This is a genomic window from Brevibacterium atlanticum (assembly GCF_011617245.1).
In the GTDB taxonomy this organism is placed as follows: domain Bacteria; phylum Actinomycetota; class Actinomycetes; order Actinomycetales; family Brevibacteriaceae; genus Brevibacterium; species Brevibacterium atlanticum.
Window position 1 is genome coordinate 2,590,217 of record NZ_CP050152.1, and the last position, 19,383, is coordinate 2,609,599.

16 protein-coding genes are annotated in these 19,383 nt (G+C 61.3%); 2 read left to right on the forward strand and 14 right to left on the reverse strand.

Going from position 1 to position 19,383, the window contains the following annotated elements; genetic code table 11:
* Window positions 1-35 precede the first annotated feature (35 nt).
* The 11 genes from GUY23_RS11570 to argC all read right to left on the reverse strand — a co-directional run bounded on the left by GUY23_RS11570 (window position 36) and on the right by argC (window position 10,472).
* The gene (locus tag GUY23_RS11570) at window positions 36-437 is read right to left on the reverse strand and encodes a YccF domain-containing protein (RefSeq protein WP_166972473.1); all 402 of its coding nucleotides are present in this window, start codon (window positions 435-437) and stop codon (window positions 36-38) included.
* Between the two features lie 309 nt (window positions 438-746).
* On the reverse strand, window positions 747-2,033 hold the full coding sequence (tyrS, locus tag GUY23_RS11575; protein ID WP_166972475.1) for a tyrosine--tRNA ligase: 1,287 nt from the start codon (window positions 2,031-2,033) through the stop codon (window positions 747-749).
* Between the two features lie 108 nt (window positions 2,034-2,141).
* Window positions 2,142-2,399, reverse strand: coding sequence for a type II toxin-antitoxin system RelE family toxin (locus tag GUY23_RS11580; protein ID WP_166972477.1), 258 nt, complete (start codon window positions 2,397-2,399; stop codon window positions 2,142-2,144).
* Between the two features lie 9 nt (window positions 2,400-2,408).
* The gene (locus GUY23_RS11585) at window positions 2,409-2,654 is read right to left on the reverse strand and encodes a type II toxin-antitoxin system prevent-host-death family antitoxin (RefSeq protein WP_166972479.1); all 246 of its coding nucleotides are present in this window, start codon (window positions 2,652-2,654) and stop codon (window positions 2,409-2,411) included.
* A gap of 76 nt (window positions 2,655-2,730) precedes the next feature.
* Complete coding sequence (gene argH / locus GUY23_RS11590; protein WP_166972481.1) at window positions 2,731-4,152, reverse strand: argininosuccinate lyase; 1,422 nt, start codon at window positions 4,150-4,152, stop codon at window positions 2,731-2,733.
* A 152-nt stretch (window positions 4,153-4,304) separates the two neighbouring features.
* The gene (locus GUY23_RS11595) at window positions 4,305-4,859 is read right to left on the reverse strand and encodes an arginine repressor (RefSeq protein ID WP_166972483.1); all 555 of its coding nucleotides are present in this window, start codon (window positions 4,857-4,859) and stop codon (window positions 4,305-4,307) included.
* The gene (gene argF / locus GUY23_RS11600; RefSeq protein ID WP_166972485.1) at window positions 4,856-5,779 is read right to left on the reverse strand and encodes an ornithine carbamoyltransferase; all 924 of its coding nucleotides are present in this window, start codon (window positions 5,777-5,779) and stop codon (window positions 4,856-4,858) included. Before argF ends, GUY23_RS11595 begins: the two co-directional genes overlap by 4 nt.
* A 128-nt stretch (window positions 5,780-5,907) precedes the next feature.
* Window positions 5,908-7,221: an acetylornithine transaminase gene (locus GUY23_RS11605; protein ID WP_166972487.1), complete on the reverse strand. Its 1,314-nt coding sequence runs from the start codon at window positions 7,219-7,221 to the stop codon at window positions 5,908-5,910.
* Complete coding sequence (gene argB, locus GUY23_RS11610; RefSeq protein WP_166972489.1) at window positions 7,214-8,173, reverse strand: acetylglutamate kinase; 960 nt, start codon at window positions 8,171-8,173, stop codon at window positions 7,214-7,216. The genes GUY23_RS11605 and argB overlap by 8 nt, the downstream gene beginning before the upstream one ends.
* 14 nt (window positions 8,174-8,187) lie before the next feature.
* Window positions 8,188-9,366: a bifunctional glutamate N-acetyltransferase/amino-acid acetyltransferase ArgJ gene (argJ, locus tag GUY23_RS11615; protein ID WP_166972491.1), complete on the reverse strand. Its 1,179-nt coding sequence runs from the start codon at window positions 9,364-9,366 to the stop codon at window positions 8,188-8,190.
* Window positions 9,363-10,472, reverse strand: coding sequence for an N-acetyl-gamma-glutamyl-phosphate reductase (gene argC, locus GUY23_RS11620; protein WP_166972493.1), 1,110 nt, complete (start codon window positions 10,470-10,472; stop codon window positions 9,363-9,365). The genes argJ and argC overlap by 4 nt, the downstream gene beginning before the upstream one ends.
* Before the next feature lie 44 nt (window positions 10,473-10,516).
* On the opposite strand from argC, the gene GUY23_RS11625 reads away from it, so the two are divergent.
* Window positions 10,517-11,491 (forward strand): quinone oxidoreductase family protein, encoded by a 975-nt coding sequence (locus tag GUY23_RS11625; RefSeq protein WP_166972495.1) that lies wholly within the window; start codon window positions 10,517-10,519, stop codon window positions 11,489-11,491.
* A 1,578-nt stretch (window positions 11,492-13,069) separates the two neighbouring features.
* Window positions 13,070-13,552 carry a helicase associated domain-containing protein gene (locus GUY23_RS11630; protein WP_266096819.1) on the forward strand — a complete coding sequence of 161 codons (483 nt, stop codon included), beginning with the start codon at window positions 13,070-13,072 and terminating at the stop codon, window positions 13,550-13,552.
* A 1,290-nt stretch (window positions 13,553-14,842) separates the two neighbouring features.
* Here the strand turns inward: GUY23_RS11630 and GUY23_RS11635 are convergent.
* The 3 genes from GUY23_RS11635 to GUY23_RS11645 are packed head-to-tail and all read right to left on the reverse strand — an operon-like array spanning window position 14,843 to window position 19,215.
* A complete protein-coding gene (locus GUY23_RS11635; RefSeq protein ID WP_166972498.1) occupies window positions 14,843-15,787 on the reverse strand; it encodes a restriction endonuclease subunit S domain-containing protein in 945 nt (314 codons plus the stop codon).
* Between the two features lie 6 nt (window positions 15,788-15,793).
* Entirely contained in the window at window positions 15,794-17,374 is a 1,581-nt protein-coding gene (locus GUY23_RS11640) for an HsdM family class I SAM-dependent methyltransferase (RefSeq protein ID WP_166972500.1), read from the reverse strand.
* Window positions 17,371-19,215, reverse strand: coding sequence for an ATP-dependent nuclease (locus tag GUY23_RS11645; protein WP_166972502.1), 1,845 nt, complete (start codon window positions 19,213-19,215; stop codon window positions 17,371-17,373). Before GUY23_RS11645 ends, GUY23_RS11640 begins: the two co-directional genes overlap by 4 nt.
* Window positions 19,216-19,383: the final 168 nt, after the last annotated feature.

Sequence of the window (19,383 nt, forward strand, 5' to 3'; positions counted from 1 at the left end):
ACCTCGGCGCTCGGTCTTACCGACAATGCAGCAGTTCAGGCTCCGCGGTAGCCGGGCATGAGGGAGTCGCTGTCGACGATCTGCTTGCCCAGGGGCATGAGCGAGACGGGGATGAGTTTGATGTTCGCCCACCCGAGCGGGATGCCGATGATGGAGACGAACAGCGGGATTGAGGTGACGACGTGCCCGATGGCCAGCCAGACACCTGCGACGATCAGCCAGATGATGTTGCCCAGGGTGGTCGCCACCCCTGCCGGCCTGGTCTCGATGACCTCACGGCCGAATGGCCACAGTGCATAGTTGCCGATGCGGAAGGAGGCGATACCCCAGGGGATGGTGACGATGAAGATGCAGGCGATGATGCCGGCGGCCCAGTAGCCCAGTGCGAGCCAGAGTCCGCTGAAGATGAACCAGATGATGTTGAGCAGCGTTCGCATGATCTCCTCTTTCGACGGTCAGTCTGATGACAGTCTGGTCGATCTCGGCGTCGAGTTCCATGATGAAAGCCCCACGCCTCCCGTGGAGTTGCCACCACGACCCCGGCCGGCTCGGACGATGGGCAAGCCGGCCCGAGCTCCGGGCACGCCCCACCACTGAGATACACAAAGCAAAACCGTGTATTCCGGCGAGACAAGGTGGTCGCTTGTGGTCCTCAACCGCACACGGTTCGAAACAGCACATGACCCCAGATAGCACAGCGCCGTGTCCCGGGAACGGAACACGGCGCTGGGTGCGGTGAGGGTTGCTCAGTTGACGATGTCAACGGCTCCGAGGGTCTTCTTGCCCCGACGCAGGAGGATCACTCCCCCGGCTTCGGTGGGGAGCACCTCGGCGGGGGTGATGGTCTGGTCCTCGGCGGTGACCTTGACGTTGTTGACGTACGCGCCGCCGTCCTTGATGGCGCGGCGGGCTTCGCCCTTGGATTTGACGATGCCAGCCGTGACGAAGGCATCGGCGACGGGCAGACCGTCAGAGAGCTGGGCTGCGCTGACGTCACCGCGCGGCAGCTCGGCGGTCGCCGCCCCTAGGGTCGAAGCGTCGAGGCCGGCCAGTTCGCCGCCTCCGAAGAGGGCGGAAGCCGCGGCGATGGCTTGCTCGTAGGCCTGACGTCCGTGGACGAGGGTGGTGACATCCTCGGCGAGGGCCTTCTGTGCCACGCGGGTGTGCGGGGCCGCGGTGAACTCGGTTTCGATGGCTTCGATCTCGTCGAGCGGGCGCAGCGAGAACACCTTGAGGTACTTCACTACGTCGCGGTCATCGGCGTTGAGCCAGAACTGGCTGAAGGCGTACGGGCTGGTCAGGGCCGAATCGAGCCACACGGTGCCGGATTCGGTCTTGCCGAACTTCGTGCCGTCGGCCTTCGTGATCAGCGGGGTGGCCAGGGCGTGGACGGACTTCTGCTCGACGCGACGGATGAGGTCGACGCCCGAGGTGAGGTTGCCCCACTGGTCGGAGCCGCCGGTCTGCAGGGTGCAGCCGTAGCGGCGGTTGAGCTCGAGGTAGTCGTTGCCCTGGAGGATCTGGTAGGAGAACTCGGTGAAGGAGATGCCGGCTTCGCTGTTGAGGCGTGCGGAGACGGATTCCTTCGCGAGCATCCGGTTGACCGGGAAGTGCTTGCCCACGTCACGGAGGAAGTCGATGGCCGAGAGCTGCGACGTCCAGTCGAGGTTGTTGACGATCTGCGCGGCGTTCGGGCCGTCGAAGTCGAGGAACTTCTCGACCTGGGCGCGGATCTTCGCGACCCATTCCTCGACGACCTCTCGCGGGTTGAGCGTCCGCTCCCCCGACATCCGCGGATCGCCGATGAGCCCGGTGGCACCGCCGACGAGCGCAAGCGGATTGTGCCCGGCCTGCTGGAGGCGCGCTGCAGTGAGCAGCTGGACGAGGTTGCCCATGTGCAGACTCGGCGCGGTGGGATCGAAACCGACGTAATAGGTCAGCGACTCCGTCTCCAGAGCTTTCTGGAGGGCAGCCTCGTCGGTCGAAACCGCGACGAGCCCACGGGCCTTGAGTTCACTGAAGATGTCGGTCACTTCGGTCCTTTCGAATCTGTGTGGTGTGCCGGCGCGGAGCCGACGCGGTCAATTCTACGTGGTCGCGTCGCAGGGCTAGTGCTTGTGATCTGGGACTGCAGGGCCCCTTCATCGATAAACTTCACGACGATGCCCAAGATGGAGCACCAGCACGACCAGCTCGTTGTCGAAGACTTCGTAGATCACTCGGTAGTCTCCCACCCGAATCCGGAGCTCGCCGGAGCCACCTTTCAGCTGAATACACCCTGGAGGTCGGGGGTCGTCGGACAGCTCCTTGATCGCCGAGACCAACCGTCGAGCAATAGGCCGATCAAGCTTCCGTATAGCCTTCGCCGCCGAAGGTACGTAACTGATTGAGTACGCCACAGTGACGGCTCAGAGACCGAGCTCGTGCTCCAGTTCCTCCTGGGACACTCGGCCACTTTCCTTTCGCGCCGCAACCGCCGCTCGTACATCTGCCTGATCTTCAAGCGCTCGGAGAGCACGATCATAGAAATCAGGAGACACAACCACTGCACGCCGAACAGCGCCGCGGGAGGTGATCTCAACGGGCTCGCGCTGCGCGGCCGCGATGAGGCTGCTCTGCTGACTGCGGAATTCGGACATCGTTACTGAGCTCATGCCATCATTGTACAACTTGTACAAGTTGCACAAAAGAGCCAATGGTTCACTTGCCGAAATCCGCCACGGTCAGTCCTCACACGCTCCGCGCGGACCCCGCGAACTCACGCAGACGAGCAACCTCGGCCTTCGCGTTCGCGATCTGCGCGTCGACGGCCGACCGGGCGGTGCCGCCCTTGGCGTTACGCGAGTCGATCGATCCCAGCGTCGTGAGCACCTCGCGCACAGCCGGGGTCAGGTGTTCGGAGATTCCGGCGAAGTCCTCATCGCTGAGGTCCCACAGCTCGACGTCGCGCGATTCGGCCAGCTGCACGCAGGCTCCCGAGAGCTCATGGGCGACTCGGAACGGCACCCCCTCACGCACGAGCCATTCGGCGATGTCCGTGGCCAGCGCAAATCCGCGCGGTGCCAGGTAGGCCATCCGCTCGGTGTTGAACGTCAGCGTCGCGATCATCCCGGTGAACGCCGGCAGCAGCAGCTCGAGCGTGTCCGTGGCGTCGAAGACCGGTTCCTTGTCCTCCTGCAGGTCCCGGTTGTACGCCAGCGGCAGCGCCTTGAGCGTCGAGAGCAGACCTGTGAGGTCACCGATGAGGCGACCAGACTTGCCGCGCGTGAGCTCGGCGATGTCCGGGTTCTTCTTCTGCGGCATGATCGACGACCCGGTCGAGTACGAGTCGTGGAGGGTGACGAACGAGAACTCCTTCGTCGCCCACGCGATGACCTCCTCGGACAGGCGAGAGAGGTTGATGCCGATCATCGCCGTGATGAACTGGTACTCGGCGAAGACGTCACGCGAAGCGGTTCCGTCGATCGAGTTCTCCACCGAATCGTTGAACCCGAGGTCCGCGGCCACGGCCTGCGGGTCGAGCCCGAGCGACGACCCGGCCAGAGCACCCGAACCATAGGCAGACACTCCTGCACGCGAGTCGAAGTCGACGAACCGGTCGACGTCGCGCAGCAGCGGCCACGCATGCGCGAGCAGGTGGTGGGCCAGCAGCACGGGCTGTGCGTGCTGGAGGTGGGTGCGTCCGGGCATCGGCGCCTCGGGGTGGGCCTCGGCCTGCGCGATCAGCACCTCGACGGTGTCGAGGACGAGGCCGGCGACCTCGCGGGCGTGATCGCGCAGGTACATCCGCCCCATCGTCGCGATCTGGTCATTGCGTGAGCGCCCGGCCCGCAGTTTGCCGCCGAGCTCGGGACCGGCGATCTCGATGAGTCCGCGCTCGAGCGAGGAGTGCACGTCCTCATCGGATTCCGCGGCCACGTACTCGCCGGTCTCGACGCGGCGCAGCAGTTCGTTGAGTGCATCGGTCGTGCCGGCAAGTTCGTCCTCGCTGAGCAGACCCGCGTGGTAGAGGACCTTCGCGTGGGCTTTGGAGCCGGCGATGTCGTACTTCGCCAGGCGCCAGTCGAAGTCCGTGGACTTGCTCAGCGCGGCCAGGGCATCGGCCGGACCGTCGGAGAATCGTCCGCCCCACAGGCTCAGTCGTTCGCTCACAGCTCGTCCTTTCTCAACCGACGCTCATCCGTGTCGGTCCGATCATTGTCATAAGGAAATTCGTTAAACATTGTTCCAGGTCTGGCCGGCCCACAGTCAGAGCGACCATCGCCGAGGCGGCACCCACCACGCGTGCACGGCGAAGGTGACGCTCAGCCCTCGCCGAGCCCGCCGGCCGCGTACTCGAGGAAGGTCGCGGCCACAGTGTCTCCCCCAACCGAGGAATCGGCGATGACAAGCACCGTGTCATCGCCGGCCAGCGTCCCGAAGATCCCGGTCATCGAGGACCGGTCGATCGCCGAGGCCAGGTACTGTGCGGCCCCCGGCGGGGTGCGCAGCACGACCATATTGTCCTGCGCGACAGCGGAGACGAGGAGTTCCTCGAGGATCCGCGGCAGCTTCGCGTCGAGGGACTCCCCCGTCGACTGCTGCAGGGACCGGTCCCCGCCCTCACCGGGAACGGCGTAGACGGATCCGGCGGTCGATCGGATCTTCACGGCCCCCACCTCGGCGAGGTCGCGCGACAGCGTCGCCTGAGTGACGGTGATGCCGTCGGTGGCGAGCGCCTCGGCGAGTTCGATCTGGGATCGCACCGACTGGCGGGTGATAAGGTCGATGATCTTCTGCTGGCGGGCGGTCTTCGTCAGCGGTGCCGAATTCGCCCCGCCACTCGACCCGCCGGTCCCGCCGCTCACGTTCTCGCTCATCGGTTCTCCAGGAGGAAGGTCAGCAGCGCCTTCTGCGCGTGGAGGCGGTTCTCGGCTTCGTCGAAGACCACCGAGGCGGGGCCGTCGATGACCTCGGCGGTGACCTCTTTGCCGCGGTAGGCGGGCAGGCAGTGGAGGAAGATCGGGTTATTGCCGAGTTCCATGAGTTCCTGGCTGACCTGATACTTCGTGAAAGGGGAAGCCTCGTCGTCGCGTCCAGCAGAGTCCTGGCCCATGGACACCCAGGTGTCGGTGACGAGCACGTCGGCACCGTGCGCGGCGGCGACGGGGTCGTCGGTGACGGTGAGCGATCCCCCTGTCGTCTGAGCCAGTTCGTTGGCTTCGGTCACGATCGCCTCGGCGGGCTGATAGTCGACGGGGGCTGCGATGCGCACGTGCATGCCGGCGGTGACTCCGCCAAGGGCGTACGAGTTCGCCATGTTGTTCGCCCCGTCCCCGTAATAGGTCAGGGTCTGCCCGGCCACGTCGCCGCGGTGTTCGCGGATGGTGAGCAGGTCGGCCAGGATCTGGCAGGGGTGGAAGTCATCGGACAGGGAGTTGACGACGGGCACGGAGGAATATTCGGCCATCTCTTCGAGCCCGGCCTGGGCGTAGGTGCGCCAGATGATCGCCGAGACCATCCGCGACAGCACGCGGGCGGTGTCGGCGATGGATTCCTTGTGCCCGAGCTGCGCCTCACCGGGGTTGATGATGAGCGGCTGTCCCCCGAGCGCGGCGATGCCGGCGGCAAAGGACACGCGGGTCCTCGTCGAGGTCTTGTCGAAGATGACCGCGGCGGTCTGCGGGCCGGCCAGCGGGGTCCGCGAGTACGGGGCGGCCTTGAGTTCGACAGCGAGGTCGAGGACCTGCGCCTGCTCGGCCGGGGTGAGGTCCGTGTCCTTGAGGAAGCGGCGTGTCATAACGTGTCCTTCGGTGTTCAGTGAGTGGTGCCGGCGCCGAGGTGGCCCCGCGGTCCGTGCGAACGCTGAGTGGCGGGACGGCTGAGTCTCTGCGACTGCTGATTTCCTGCGACCGCTGAGTCAGTGGCTCAGCCGGCGATGAGCCCGGGCAGTGCTTCGACGAACGGGGCGAGTTCTTCGGTCGTGATGGTCAGGGGCGGGGCCAGGCGCAGGCGGCCGGGGGCGACGGGGTTGATGATGAACCCGGCCTCGAGGGCCCGTGCAGCCACGGCCTTCGAGTCCGGCACCTTCCCATCGGGCCCGGCAGTGAGTTCGAGACCGAGGAGCAGTCCCTTGCCGGTGATCTCACCGATGCCGTCGACTGCGGCAAGCTGGATCTTCAGCCAGTCGCTGACCTCGGCGACATGGGTCAACAGGTTGTCTGACTCGATGGTCTCAAGCACGGCGAGTCCGGCAGCGCAGGCGATCGGGTTGCCGCCGAAGGTCGTGCCGTGCTGGCCGGCTTCGAGCAGCTTCGTGTTCGCATCGCCGACAGTGATGGTCGCGCCGATGGGCATGCCGCCGCCGAGCCCCTTCGCCGAGGTGATGATGTCGGGGACGACACCCTCTCCGATCTCGGGATCCTGGTGGGCGAACCAGGAACCGGTGCGGCCGATGCCCGACTGCACCTCGTCGAGGATCATGAGCGCCCCAACCTTCGTCGTCAGTTCCCGCACGGCCGTGAGGTAGCCGGCCGGGTGTGTGCGCACGCCGACCTCTCCCTGCACGGGTTCGACGAACACGGCGGCCGTGTTCTCGTTGATGGCGGCCTCAAGGGCGTCGATGTCACCGTAGGGAACGTGGACGACTCCGGGGACTCCGGGGGCGAAGGGTTCGCGGTAGGCTTCCTTCGCCGTCAGGGCGAGGGCTCCCATGGTGCGGCCGTGGAAGGCACCCTCGATGGCGATGATGAAGGGGCGTCCCCCTCCCCCTGCGCGGCGGGCCATCTTGAAGGCCGCCTCGTTGGCTTCGGTGCCGGAGTTCGAGAAGAACACGGCCGAGCCGGCGGGCAGGTCGAGGACGTCGTGGAGCTTCTCGGCCAGGCCGATCTGCGCCGGGGAGGTGAAGAAGTTCGAGATGTGCCCGAGCGTCGAGGCCTGTTCGGTGATGGCCTGGACCCAGGTGGGGTGGCAGTGGCCGAGAGCGTTGACGGCGATGCCGGCAAGCAGGTCGAGGTACTGCTTGCCCGCAGCATCCCACACGTAGGAGCCCTCACCGCGGACGAGGTCGAGCTGCGGGGACCCGAACACCGGGGACAGCACGCGGGAGAAGTCATCACGCCACGTCTGCGCCTGATCCGCGTACACCTGATCGGCCTGAGCCCGATCGCTAGCTGCCCGATCGCCCGCAGCCTGGCCAGCAGCCGAACCGCCCGCTGCCTGTGTTTCTGTCGTGTCAGTCATGTTTGACCTCCGTGGTGTGTCCGTCGCCCAGCGGTGCAGGTTCGACGATGGTGTCCTCGACCATGGTGCCGATGCCCTCCGAGGTGAAGACCTCGAGCAGCAGCGAATGCGCCATCCGGCCGTCGATGATGTGGGCCTGCTGCACGCCGTCCTCGATCGCTTCGAGGGCGGCGGTCATCTTCGGGATCATGCCCGAGTCGAGTGAGGGCAAGAGTTCGCGCAGCTTGGCCGGGCCGATGCGGGAGATGAGCGAGGACGTGTCCGGCCAGTTCGCGTAGAGGCCGGGCACATCGGTGAGCATGATGAGTTTGTCCGCCTTCAATGCTTTCGCCACCGCCGAGGCAGCCAGGTCGGCGTTGATGTTCAACGGCTTTCCCGCTTCTCCCCCGATCTCCGAGGCGATCGAGCAGATGACGGGCACCCGTCCGGCGTCGAGGAGTTCGGTGAGCACGGTGGTATTCACCTGGGCGATCTCGCCCACCCGGCCGAGATCGACGGTTTGCCCGTCCACCTCGGCGGTGGTCTTGTGCGCGAGCATGAGGTCGGCGTCCTCACCGGACAGGCCGATCGCGGCGTCACCGTTCTGGTTGATGCGGGAGACGATATCGCGGTTGACCTGGCCGGACAGGACCATGCGGATGACCTCGGCGGCCTCCTCGGTGGTCACGCGCTGCCCCGCCTTGAACTCGGATTCGATACCGAGGCGGGCGAGCATGGCGGAGATCTGCGGGCCGCCGCCGTGGACGACGACGGGGCGGATGCCGGCGAAGCGGAGGAAGGCGATGTCGTCGGCGAAGGACTGCTGGAGTTCCGGGGAGATCATTGCGTTGCCGCCGTATTTGATGACGATGGTGGCGCCGGCGAAGGTCTTGATCCAGGGCAGCGCTTCGGTGAGCGCTTCGGCCTTGACCTGGGCGGCGGCGAGCCGGGCGGCGGTGGATTTCGTGGACATGTCTACGGGGCTGTTCATGTGGAGTAGGCGCTGTTCTCTTCGACGTAATCGTGGGTGAGGTCTGAGGTCCAGACCGTGGCGGTGTGATCGCCTGCGTGGAGGTCGATGACGACGTCGACCTGTCGTCGGAACTCGACTTTCTCGGGGTCGTCGAAGGGTCCCGAGGCGCGGCAGACTTCGACGCCGTTGATGATCACGTCGATCTGGGTGGGATCGAATTCCGCCGAGGTGGTTCCCACCTGGGCGACGACCCGACCCCAGTTCGGGTCTTCCCCGAAGATTGCGGCCTTGAAAAGGGCCGAACGGGAGACCGAACGCGAGACTGTGACGGCGTCGTCTTCGCTGGCTGCGCCCTGGGTGGTGATGGCGATGTCGTGGTGGGCGCCTTCGGCGTCGACGTGCAGCTGGTGCATGAGGTCGAGGCAGACCTCTTTGACCAGTGCCGTGAACTCATCGGTGTCGACGGTCGCGTCGTGGGCGGCCGAGGACATGAGGATGACGGTGTCGTTCGTCGACATGCACCCGTCGGTGTCGAGGCGGTCGAAGGACTGGTTCGTCGCTGACCGCAGTGCCGCATCGAGCACAGCTTGGTCGACGGCGGCGTCGGTGGTGATTACGACGAGCATGGTCGCTAAGCCGGGTGCGAGCATGCCCGCGCCTTTGGCCATGCCGCCGATCGTGAAGCCGGTTGAGCCTTCGCGGGTGGCGGTCTTTGCGACGGTGTCGGTGGTCATGATCGCTTCGGCGGCGGACTGGCCGGCTTCGACGCTCGTGTCGGCGGCGGCGACGAGCGGGGCGAGGTTGTCGACAATCGCGTCGCGGAAGTCCTGACCGCCGACGCCGATGAGTCCGGTCGAGCAGACGAGGATGTCCTCAGGGCTCGTGTCGGTGCCGGTCTCGGTGAGCAGCTGCGCGGCGGTCTGGGCGGTCAGGATCGTCGTCTCGTAGCCGAAGTCGCCGGTGTAGCAGTTCGCTCCCCCGGAGTTGAGGACGACGGCGCGGGCGTGCCCATCCGCCGAGACCTTCTGGGACCAGAGGACGGGGTTGGCCTTGCACCGATTCGAGGTGTAGACAGCGGCGACGGCGTCCGACGGTCCGGCGTTGATGACCAGCGAGAGGTCTTTGGTGCCGGAGGGTTTGAGCCCTGCGGTCAGTCCTGCGGCACTGAAGCCGAGGGGTGCGGTCACGCTCATGGGGCAACTCCTTCGAGGGGAAGTGCGGTGGCCTCGTCGAGGCCGAGTGCCAGATGGATGGATTGAAGGGCCTGTCCGGCGGTGCCGCGGACGAGGTTGTCCAAGGCCACGACGACGAGGATCTTCTCCGCGCGTTCGTCGACGGTGAACTGGACCTGCGCGACGTTCGACCCGATCGTCGCCGCGGTCTGCGGCCACTGACCTTCGGGCAGGACACGGACGAACGGCTCGTCACCGTAGGCCTGAGCGAAGGAAGCAGCCAGCTGGTCCTTGAGAGCAGCGGCGTCAAGGAGTCCTTCGGCGGTCCGCGGTGCGGCTTCTCCAGCGTCCGCAGTGATGGTCGCGAGGATTCCGCGGGCCATGGGCACGAGCGTCGGGGTGAAGGAGATCCGGGTGGGACCGTCGGCGGCGTCGGCGCCGAGGAGACCGTTGAGGTTCTGTTCGATCTCGGGCACGTGCCGGTGGGTGCCACCGGTGCCATACGGGGAGGCATTGCCGAGGATCTCAGCGGCGGTCAGATGCGGCTTGAGTGCCTTGCCTGCGCCAGAGACGCCATTGGCGAGCACGGCGTTGAGCCCGGTCGGTGCGGCAAGCCCGGCCTGGATGAGCGGGGCGAGGCCGAGCGTCACGGCGGTGACGTTGCAGCCGGGCACAGCGATGCGCTTCGTCGACTTCAGGGCCTCGCGCTGTTTCGTACCGTCGGCGGTGAGGAGTTCGGGCAGACCGTAGGTCCAGGTGCCCTGGTGGGCGGAGCCGTAGAACTTCTCCCAGGCGTCGGCGCTGATGAGGCGATGGTCGGCGGCGAGGTCGACGATGAGGGTGTCCGGGCTCGTGGATTCGAGCTCGGCGGCGATCTGTCCGGACTGTCCGTGTGGGAGCGCGAGGACGACGACATCGTGGCCGGCGAGCACCTCGGCGGTGGACTCTTGGACCACGAAGTCGGAATATCGGGCAAGATGGGGTTGATGTCGGCCGAGCTTCTCGCCAGCAGTGGAATGTCCGCACACCGTCGTGACGTTCAAGTGAGTGTGAGTGCTCAGCAGCCGGAGGACCTCTCCCCCGGCGTATCCGGTGGCACCGGAGACGGCAACCGTAAGATCGTTCATATGTATAACCATACCAGGCAATTAATTTATATGCAGGAGGCGTGATGACCCAGGCAGTGCTTGCGATGCAGGCTGGTGGACCCGAGGTGCTCGAGTTCGGTGAGGTTCCGACCCCGAAGCCGGGCGCTGGTGAGGTGCTCGTCGATATCGAGGCGGCGGGTGTGAACTTCATCGACACGTATCGTCGTTCGGGCGTGTACCCGATGGAGTACCCGCACATCGTCGGCGTTGAGGGCACGGGTCGCATCGCCGAGGTGGGCGAGGGCGTTGAGAGTTGGCAGGTCGGTGACCGTGTCGCCTGGCACGAGGCGCCGGGATCGTATGCGACGCAGGTCGTAGTGAATACGAACAACCTGCTGCGGGTTCCTGAGGGTGTGAGCGCCGAGGTGGCTGCGGCGATGCCGCTGCAGGGCCTGACCGCGCAGTACCTGGCGACGAGTTCGCATGAGATCAAGCCTGGACAGACGGCACTCGTCCATGCTGGCGCCGGTGGTGTGGGACTGTTGCTCACGCAGATCATCAAGCATCTGGGCGGCAATGTCATCTCGACGGTGAGCACCGAGGAGAAGGCGGAGCTGTCGCGGAAGGCCGGCGCGGATGAGGTGTTCCTCTATGGTGACGGCGTCGACATCACGGCGAAGGTCAAGGAGCTCACGGACGGCGAGGGTGTCGATGTCGCGTATGACGGGGTCGGCAAGGACACGTTCGATGCATCGCTGGCGTCGATCAAGCCGCTGGGTTCGATGGTGCTCTTCGGCGGAGCCTCGGGTCAGGTGCCGCCGTTCGAAATTCAGCGCCTGAACTCATCGGGCGGAATCTTCCTCTCCCGTCCGTCCCTGGCATGGTTCGTCCGGTCCTCGGAGGAGCTGGCGAAGCGTTCGGCCATGCTCTTCAACGGTATCGAACACGGCTGGCTCAACTTCCGCATTGGCGCGACGTTTGCACTTGCCGATGCCGCTGATGCGCATCGTGCGCTTGAGGGACGCGAAACGACCGGCAAGGTTGTACTCACGGCCTAGTAGCCCATCTTCACACTAAGCAATAGAATCGCATCGCACCATTTCTATCCGCATCTGCACTAGTAGCTGTTCACCCCTATCTCAAGTTCAATAGGAAACACTAGATAGTGACTTTTCAAAGCTCAACTACGCTCACTACATTCACGCGCACCGCGCATGTCTATCTTTAGAGTTTAGCTTCGACAGAGAGAAGACAATGGCAATATATACATCGAATCGAGCAATTGAAACACTGGTTGGTCGATCCGCCGAACCTGAACCCATCGAGGCCACTGGGGAGCTAGGCGGTAGCAAAATGGGGTTTTCTGCGAGACTGGCACTTACGACAATTTTAAAGCGACAGCCAAACTCCGAATACAAGGCAGTCTACGCACAGATCAGACGAGCCGGAATTAGAATATCCAAACTTAAAGACGTGAAACAAGAAGGCCAGGTCTTCACCGCTACAGTCACCAACACAGAAATAGGAACTTCGCCATTCATGCGCTACGGGGGCATGAGAATGGTTTGGTGCTGGTGGCTATCTGCAAATATCAAAAGTAGATCCAATACCAAACTAATAATGCTAGGATCACCCGATAACGACCCCACTCTTGAGGCCCCAACCACCTCAGCTCCAGCATTCGGATATCCGTCATATCCGAATTCACTCAGCAAATTGATAAAAGAGGAATTGGGCCTATCAACCGATGAATATCTGCGAGCCCTTGCCGATTCAACGGACACCGATCAGCACCTCAACCCCGGCTATCGCCTCAGGGTTGCCGAGTCGGTCCTAGAGCGCGGACGTCAGTCAACAGCGACGGTACAGGGTCACCAGAAAACTTGGGTCAATTACAAAGCAGGACGAACTCGCATCATTGGAATTGCGGACAGCGTGCGGCCCTCAGCACAGAAACCGAGAAGTGTACTTGCACGACCAGTAATAGTCGTGCAGGCCTAACTAGCCCCACCTGCAGTAATTTGCGACAGCATGTTCAACGATATCTACCAATCACTACACAGCAGCCCCTTACCTTCGAATAACGACAGAGCAGGAGAACTCACCACAAACCGATTCCCTCAAATCCTCAGCCATCGAAGAACTAAGTACATTCAACACCAACCAAATAGGCAGATACTCTATTTGAGATCAAGGAGGCCCATTCCACTCAATTCGTTAGAAAAATTCTCCTCAAAGAGCCATTTGATTCGTTCGACATACTGCGGTTCAGTAATCGTTCAAACTCGCTAATTGAACCAGGAATCCGATTCAATAGAGGCGTTCCTCAAAGTACCCCTCTGGGCAAAGGTCAAGCATCACGCTAGCTCTTGACCTGCTTTCAGGGCTGTAGCAGACTGTAAGTCCGCAAGTAGTCGAATATTTGGCAGAACACACGACATACTTATCAAAGGCAGGCCTGGACGTCCGTGGCCGAATATGGAGTTTCATGATCCTTCTGCTTGCCTAAGAAGGGGACAGGTGCGAGGTTTTGCAGATCGAATACACGAAGGCGTTCCCGAACGCCCGTCGGCGCGGCATCGACCACGCGGCGGTTCAGTTGCGTGCTTGCACAGCCAAATAGGTTAGCGGCGAAGATGGTGCGGCAAGGGGTCGACTTCGAGCGAGGCATGGCACGTCTCGCTTCTTATGCCCGGACCTATGGTCATGCAAATCCCAAGAACACCGAGGTCTGGCTCGACTGGAAAATTGGTCTCTGGGTACGTGAGTTACGCAACAAACACCGCGCCGGAAAGTTGTCTGACAGCCAAGTTGCTGAAGCCAAAGGAATCGGCTTGCGCTTTGAACCACCATACCGAGACAAGCCAGTGCGGTTGACTGGAGCGCAGCGCCGCGAGTCCGAACAACTGGCACGGCTAGAGAGCCTACAGCCGTTCTACAAGGAACACGGCCACATAAACGTAAAGCAAATCGACGGACTTAAGGAATGGCCGCGCGCCGGAGCATGGATCGCACGCTTACGCCAAGCTTACCGTCAAGGCAAGTTGCCGAGTCGCGTCGTCGAGAAGGCGGAAGCGATGGGGATCGCATGGAAAGTCAGCTCACGACCGAAATATTGAGTTTCCCTGATAGCGCGTATCCGCTTAGCTCAGATTTCTTCTGAAGTGATCAGCCTTGATTGGACGGCTAAGCATGAGTTAAGAGGCCGTATTTGGCCGCGAGTCCAAGGAGCGTCTGGAAAACAGCCATTGAGGTCCGGCATCAGACGAATTCGTCGAGTTATTCCTGAGAGTAGTCACGCGAGACGATTCAGTGAGTGCCATCGATCCGGGACTTTGGATTTGAGATTGCCCGATGGGCGCAGAGCGTGACGTGTTTGATGTCGCTGTCTCGTCAAGCCTTGTGTTAGCTGCGCGGACCCCCTTACCGAGCCAATTTTGCTCATTTCCGCATAACCCTGCCACCAATCGGTGTGCAAGGTAGTGTCCGCCTTGACATTTAAGATGGGTAATGTGCTCACGGTAGGTCGAGCAGTATGTGTACGATCTCCTAGAGTCTGCGGCTGGACCCCCGTCCGCGAGCTTCGCTGGCGACGCTACACGAGACTGCCGTCGAGTCGGTGAGTCGGTGGCTCTTGCGCTGGTGCTCGACCCCGCCGAACTCGACATCATCTGTTTCAACGGTTCCCGGCAGCTTCGAGCGGTTCGAGTTCGAGGTGATTTCACGCGGCTTGCGGAACATAGCCTACGATCTGTCATATTGGTCCAGTCCTACTGGCGCTGAAGCTAATCTGCCAACATGCCCGGGGTGTCAGTCGCGATCAAGTACGCGAGCGCCCCCAAACCACATCCGTATCACTGCTTTCGTGCCGATGACGAGACCGACGTTCGTGGTCAGAATGTTCGATGCAGGGAGCAAACGCCTAGGCATGACGTCAGTGAAATTCTGACCGGAGAGGCCGAGCAATACCTTTAGGAAACTCGTCGCGGCCAACCTCAAGCGCAACTGGAGCACGTCCTCGCGAGTCTCAATGACGTCGTGCGTCAACGCGCCCTGATCATCTCTAATAGCGAGCGCAGAACTCAGTCGCCATTATCGGTGAATCCCAATGAGATCTCTGTGACGGGGACGAAATTGCCGAAATTGAAAGAAGGATCGTAGCCGGAGAACTTGACCTCATTGCGCTGCTTATAGATCACAGCTCTCAACAGCAACTCTAAAGGGTGGGCAACCATCGTGACCGTCGTGTGGTCTGGCCCCGTCGGGGCCAGCTGACAAAACAATTCGATGGACGAGCGTCAGCGACTCGACGGCCGTCTCGACATACTGCTTCGATTTACGAAACGTCATGTCGTTCATACTGCCAACAACGGCAAGGTACTACCCATGCCCCCGGTACCGAATCGCGCTCACAGCTCCGGGGCCTCCTCGAGAGCCATTGCAGCGGTCGAGATGAAGAGGTGGTGCTTGTCGTCCGATTCAAGATACGAAACAAGGTGCTTGCGCAGCTTGTCGATCCCCTCGTAATAGGTACGAAACGGTTCTGACCGGCTGAACGCAATGTTCTCGCTCGGTGGGATCGGGAGGACGATCTCGCGGTATCGGCTTCCGACATCTTCCCTGTTGGTCTGCATGAAAATGACTCGCTCCCACTGCCGGCGCACTGCCTTTAGCGTCAGGGCCCAGAGGAGATAGAAGTTGTCGAAGGGCGCCTCGTCGGTCACTCGTAGAATTAGCATCTCTTTGGTAAGCACGACGTGCTCCTGCCCAGGCATGAGGACTGCGAACTCACCAATGTTTTTGCTGGTGCGGATTGGCGTGATCAGGTCCCACTGCTGAAGCCCGGACTCGTTGCCCTTCCAGAACCTACGTGCCACTACTTCACTCACGCGGTTGGTCGGGTTGATGTTGATCTGCCCGGCGCGGATGTCGGAAACCTTGATGTACGGGACGGTCCCGCGGCGAAGGTCAGCCGACGGACTGCCGTGCCCGCCTTGAGTCGTGACCCAACCTTTTTTGACCAACTCCTCAATGGTGAGAGCCTCGAATTCCTTCATCTCGGGGCGACTCATCATCTCCTCGAAGTCGGTGATAGGGCGCGCATCGAAGTATGCCGGCACAGCCAACAGACGGCCGGTAAGGTCGTCGGCGTCGACCCATCGACCGGTCTCCGTGTACTCCCCGGACTCCAGGCTTCTAACGTCGTCCAATAGCTTGTCGTCGATGACGCCAGTGCGTTGCCCGGTCAACTCGTCGACGACATAGAGCTCCTCGCCGTCCTTATTGATCCCTACCGTCGGCGCGTACGAGACGAAAACCTGTCCCTCGGTGAACCAAGCTGGTTTATGAACCATCTGCGATCATTTCCTCTCGAATACGTAGAGGTTTGTCTTTGCGCGGCAGAATCCTTGGAAAGCTTCCATCGGGATGTTGAACACGCCCCGCAGCACGAACCGTGACTCAAGCCAATCCGGTAGCCAGCGGTACGTCGAGGAGAAGAAGTACGTCTCCGGCAGGATGATGCCCAGGCGTCCACCGCTCGCCAGCAGGCGATAGGCACGTTCAAGGAAGATCAGACCGATCTCGAGGTCAATGTACTTGCCTTTGGCCTGTTTGGCGATCGTGTAGCCATTCGCACGTGAGTCCGCGGCACTCACCTTGAGGTTCTTGCCGAACGGAGGGTTCGTCACGACGACCGTAAACGACCCGTCCTTCAACGGAGTCTCGAGATAGGGATAGTCCGACTTCCACCGGTTCTTACGGATCGAGTCGCCCGCGTGGATGTTAACGGAGCCGTCTCCGAGGCTCACCATCAACGCACGTGTGAGTTTGACGTTGATCGAGTCCTTATCGACGCCGAACACCTGCCTGTGCGCCCACGTGCGGGCCTGAGCTTCGGCGCGCGCTCCGGTGCCCTTCGCGAGGATCGAGAGGAATGATTCCACCAGGAAACCGCCAGTGCCGCAAGCAGGATCAATTATCTTGTCGGTGGGTTGGATGTCGAGAGCTTCAATGCTCGCCTCAATGACTCGAGCAGGCGTGAAGTACTGGCCCTCCCCAGCTTTCAGGTTGGCTCGCCTAAAGACCTGGAAAGCGGAGGAGATCGCCTCCGGCCGTACGGCGAGCAGGTTGAGAGCGGACAGCTCGTACACGATCTCTGCGATCGTGTCGTCGTCGAGTATAAGGTCCGTGTTTTCGTCCTCTGCGAAAATCTCGGGGCGCAGGTTCTTCAGCGCTTTGAACTCCTCGCGCACCTTTCGAGCCGTGTACGCGGCACCGGCCTCGCTGAGTTGAAAAGCTAGCGGTTTATCGACGTCATACTCGCCGTTGGTGTCGGACTCCAGCTTCATCAACAACAGATTGCAAAGCTGATCGAGCTGCACGTCCGATCGCGTCGCGCGGCTGTCCCGTGCCACGACGACGTCGAGGAGTCGTTTGAAGACCGACCGCAGCTGCCCGTTTTGAGGCACCCGCATATCCCTGAACGTGAGCGGTTGCTTCGAAGCCTTGGTGAGGTCTTCGCCCGGCTGAGGGACACCGCGGTCTTTGACGTGTAAGAAGCCACCATCCGGCAACTTATAAACGCGAATGTCATCGGTACCGTTCGTCCAAAACCCCATCCGTGCGCGTGATTCACGCGCGAGGTACGTCTCGAGTTGAGACACGCCTTCAGCGAGGTCCGGAGCTTTGAACTCACAGATTATTAGGACGTGCTCCCACGAACCAACGGTGCTGGCATCTTCGAAGATTGCGAGGTCCACGGGCCAAGACGAGAACGATCGTCCCGCCTCTCGGCTTGAAGCGTCGTGTGGAGACTTGGGCACCCTCCATTCCGGGTCCCACTGCAGTTGTTCCCGGTCCCAGCCGACCCTGACAAGCTCTTCGATAGTGGGGAGCCGAACCTGCTGATGCTCGGGACCGCCCAAATTGCCCTCGCTCACTTCTGCCTCCCTGAGGTCACTCTGTTGTGGAACTCCGCTGAATCTTCGCCTCGCTGTAGGAAAGCTTTTAGCTCGCCAGCGAGCGAACTACTTGCGACGCTGTGGAGAGATCGTGACTTATCAAGGTGCCCAAGTTCCTTAAGGCGTTTCTGCACTTGCGTGAGCAACAACTTTCCGTACAGCATCTCTTCAGTAGGCGCTGCGCCATCAGGCCATAGCTCATCAGTACGAGGAGCACCACCGTCAAGGTACTCCCGGTTGATCGCGCGGCGCTTGTCTCGATGCTTCTTCTTTAACTGGGGTAACCAATCCTCTAGAACCTCTGAACGGATTCTCGTGGCATCTTTACTGGCAAGGCCCGTCACCTTAACGATATGATCAACCGTTGCGTGATACGCCTCCGTGTCGCATAAAGTCGGCGAGAAGACCTCAATGCCTCGATCGTCAAATACACGCGACCATTCCCTTAACTCGGCGGCAGTGAGAAAGTCTCGATCGCGGTGAACAATCACCCGCGGGGACACTGCCATCATTTCAGACATTTCTTGGAACGCTTCAGCTGTATATTTATTGCCAAGCCCATTAAATGAAGCAATCTTGACGTCATCTTCAGAGTAACCCGCTTCACGGAGCGCAAGACGCAATGCCCAAGGGTCTTCATCCTCAGTACAGAGGATTACGCTGCTATTCAGATCTAATTGATCTAGAGCACCGAGATCCATTAGGAGCGCAGTTAGACCTCGCTGATCATCTGCCTCAACTTCACCATCTTTCATCCAAACCACCTTGACAGATTCGGATGCCCCAGTGATCAAGTGCCGGCTGTGCGTACAAACGATAACCTTGCATTCGAAATCCACGGCAATACGCTCAAGTGCTACGCCAAGCGCCTTCTGACGGGATGGGTGAAGATGACTGTCCGGCTCATCAACAAGCAGAAGGGCAGGCCTAAACAGAAGTACGTACGCGAATATTTGCGTTATCTGCAGGATCCCGGTCCCCCACAGGTCCACGGGAAGATGATCCCTCCTTGGCACAGATTCCCCCGTGGCAAGCCGCACGTCCACATAAAGGTCGCGATCCGGATCGTATTGAACCAGGAACGAGACAGGAACCTTCAGAACAGACTCAAGCATTTCTTCGAGTCTTCCCAAGAGGTCTCGGTCGGAAAGGAGACGAATGATGTTTCGGAATACAAGATTCGCGTCACCACTCGCAGCTTTGCGGAACACGGCAGCATACCCACTCATTTCCTCTCGATGAGGAACCCCTGCTAGCCCGGGAACATAAACACTAAAAAGCTTCTTCGGATCGCAAATAACCTGACCGAATCCTAGTGAAGTGCCGGACCTGTCAACGCCTACATTATTGTGGTTTCGAGCCTTGTACATCTCGATTCGATACTCCGAAGGCACGTCATTATCTACCGGCGTACCTTCAAAAAGAACGGAACCGCGGAGTCCGTCGCCTCGGTTTGAGTACTGAGCACCATGGCCGAGGAGGGAGAACTCAGCTACCGGAGAATAGCGCAGGCTAGCTTCAGCGATGACTTGCTGCCCCAGCTCCACTGATGCCTGAGCGCAACTGACCGCGGTGTGGATCGCCTGCAGCACGCTACTCTTTCCCGAATTGTTGCCGCCAACCAAATAGGTGATCGGTCCCAACTCGATCCGCGAATCCTTGATCCGTTTAAAGTTTCGGATACGCACTGCCTCTATCACGAGAGAAGCGCGGCGTTGCCTCGGTGGTTCCGATTCCCTACCTTCACTTCCGTTGCCGAGAACGTCAACATCGAGAGCGTTTCTGTCCTTTGCGCTCCCACCGTCGGAAACGTCGCTCACTTCCTGCCGCCAGAGGCTAATTCGCTATGAAGCTCCACCACGTGTCGATTAAACATCTTGTCTTCCACATCTCGAACCAACGGCCAATGTCTATGCCAACTGTATATGAACATGAACGTTCAAACTCACCGAGCCTTGCTCGCGCTGGAACGGGCCGCACCCGGATAC

Bases quoted from the DNA above. Each gene is read 5' to 3' on its own strand.
- GUY23_RS11570 (WP_166972473.1), bottom strand. From the start codon at position 437: ATGCGAACGCTGCTCAACATCATCTGGTTCATCTTCAGCGGACTCTGG.
- GUY23_RS11585 (WP_166972479.1), bottom strand. From the start codon at position 2,654: ATGAGCTCAGTAACGATGTCCGAATTCCGCAGTCAGCAGAGCAGCCTC.
- GUY23_RS11595 (WP_166972483.1), bottom strand. From the start codon at position 4,859: ATGAGCGAGAACGTGAGCGGCGGGACCGGCGGGTCGAGTGGCGGGGCG.
- argF (WP_166972485.1), bottom strand. From the start codon at position 5,779: ATGACACGCCGCTTCCTCAAGGACACGGACCTCACCCCGGCCGAGCAG.
- GUY23_RS11605 (WP_166972487.1), bottom strand. From the start codon at position 7,221: ATGACTGACACGACAGAAACACAGGCAGCGGGCGGTTCGGCTGCTGGC.
- argB (WP_166972489.1), bottom strand. From the start codon at position 8,173: ATGTCCACGAAATCCACCGCCGCCCGGCTCGCCGCCGCCCAGGTCAAG.
- argJ (WP_166972491.1), bottom strand. From the start codon at position 9,366: ATGAGCGTGACCGCACCCCTCGGCTTCAGTGCCGCAGGACTGACCGCA.
- argC (WP_166972493.1), bottom strand. From the start codon at position 10,472: ATGAACGATCTTACGGTTGCCGTCTCCGGTGCCACCGGATACGCCGGG.
- GUY23_RS11625 (WP_166972495.1), top strand. From the start codon at position 10,517: ATGACCCAGGCAGTGCTTGCGATGCAGGCTGGTGGACCCGAGGTGCTC.
- GUY23_RS11630 (WP_266096819.1), top strand. From the start codon at position 13,070: ATGGTGCGGCAAGGGGTCGACTTCGAGCGAGGCATGGCACGTCTCGCT.
- GUY23_RS11635 (WP_166972498.1), bottom strand. From the start codon at position 15,787: ATGGTTCATAAACCAGCTTGGTTCACCGAGGGACAGGTTTTCGTCTCG.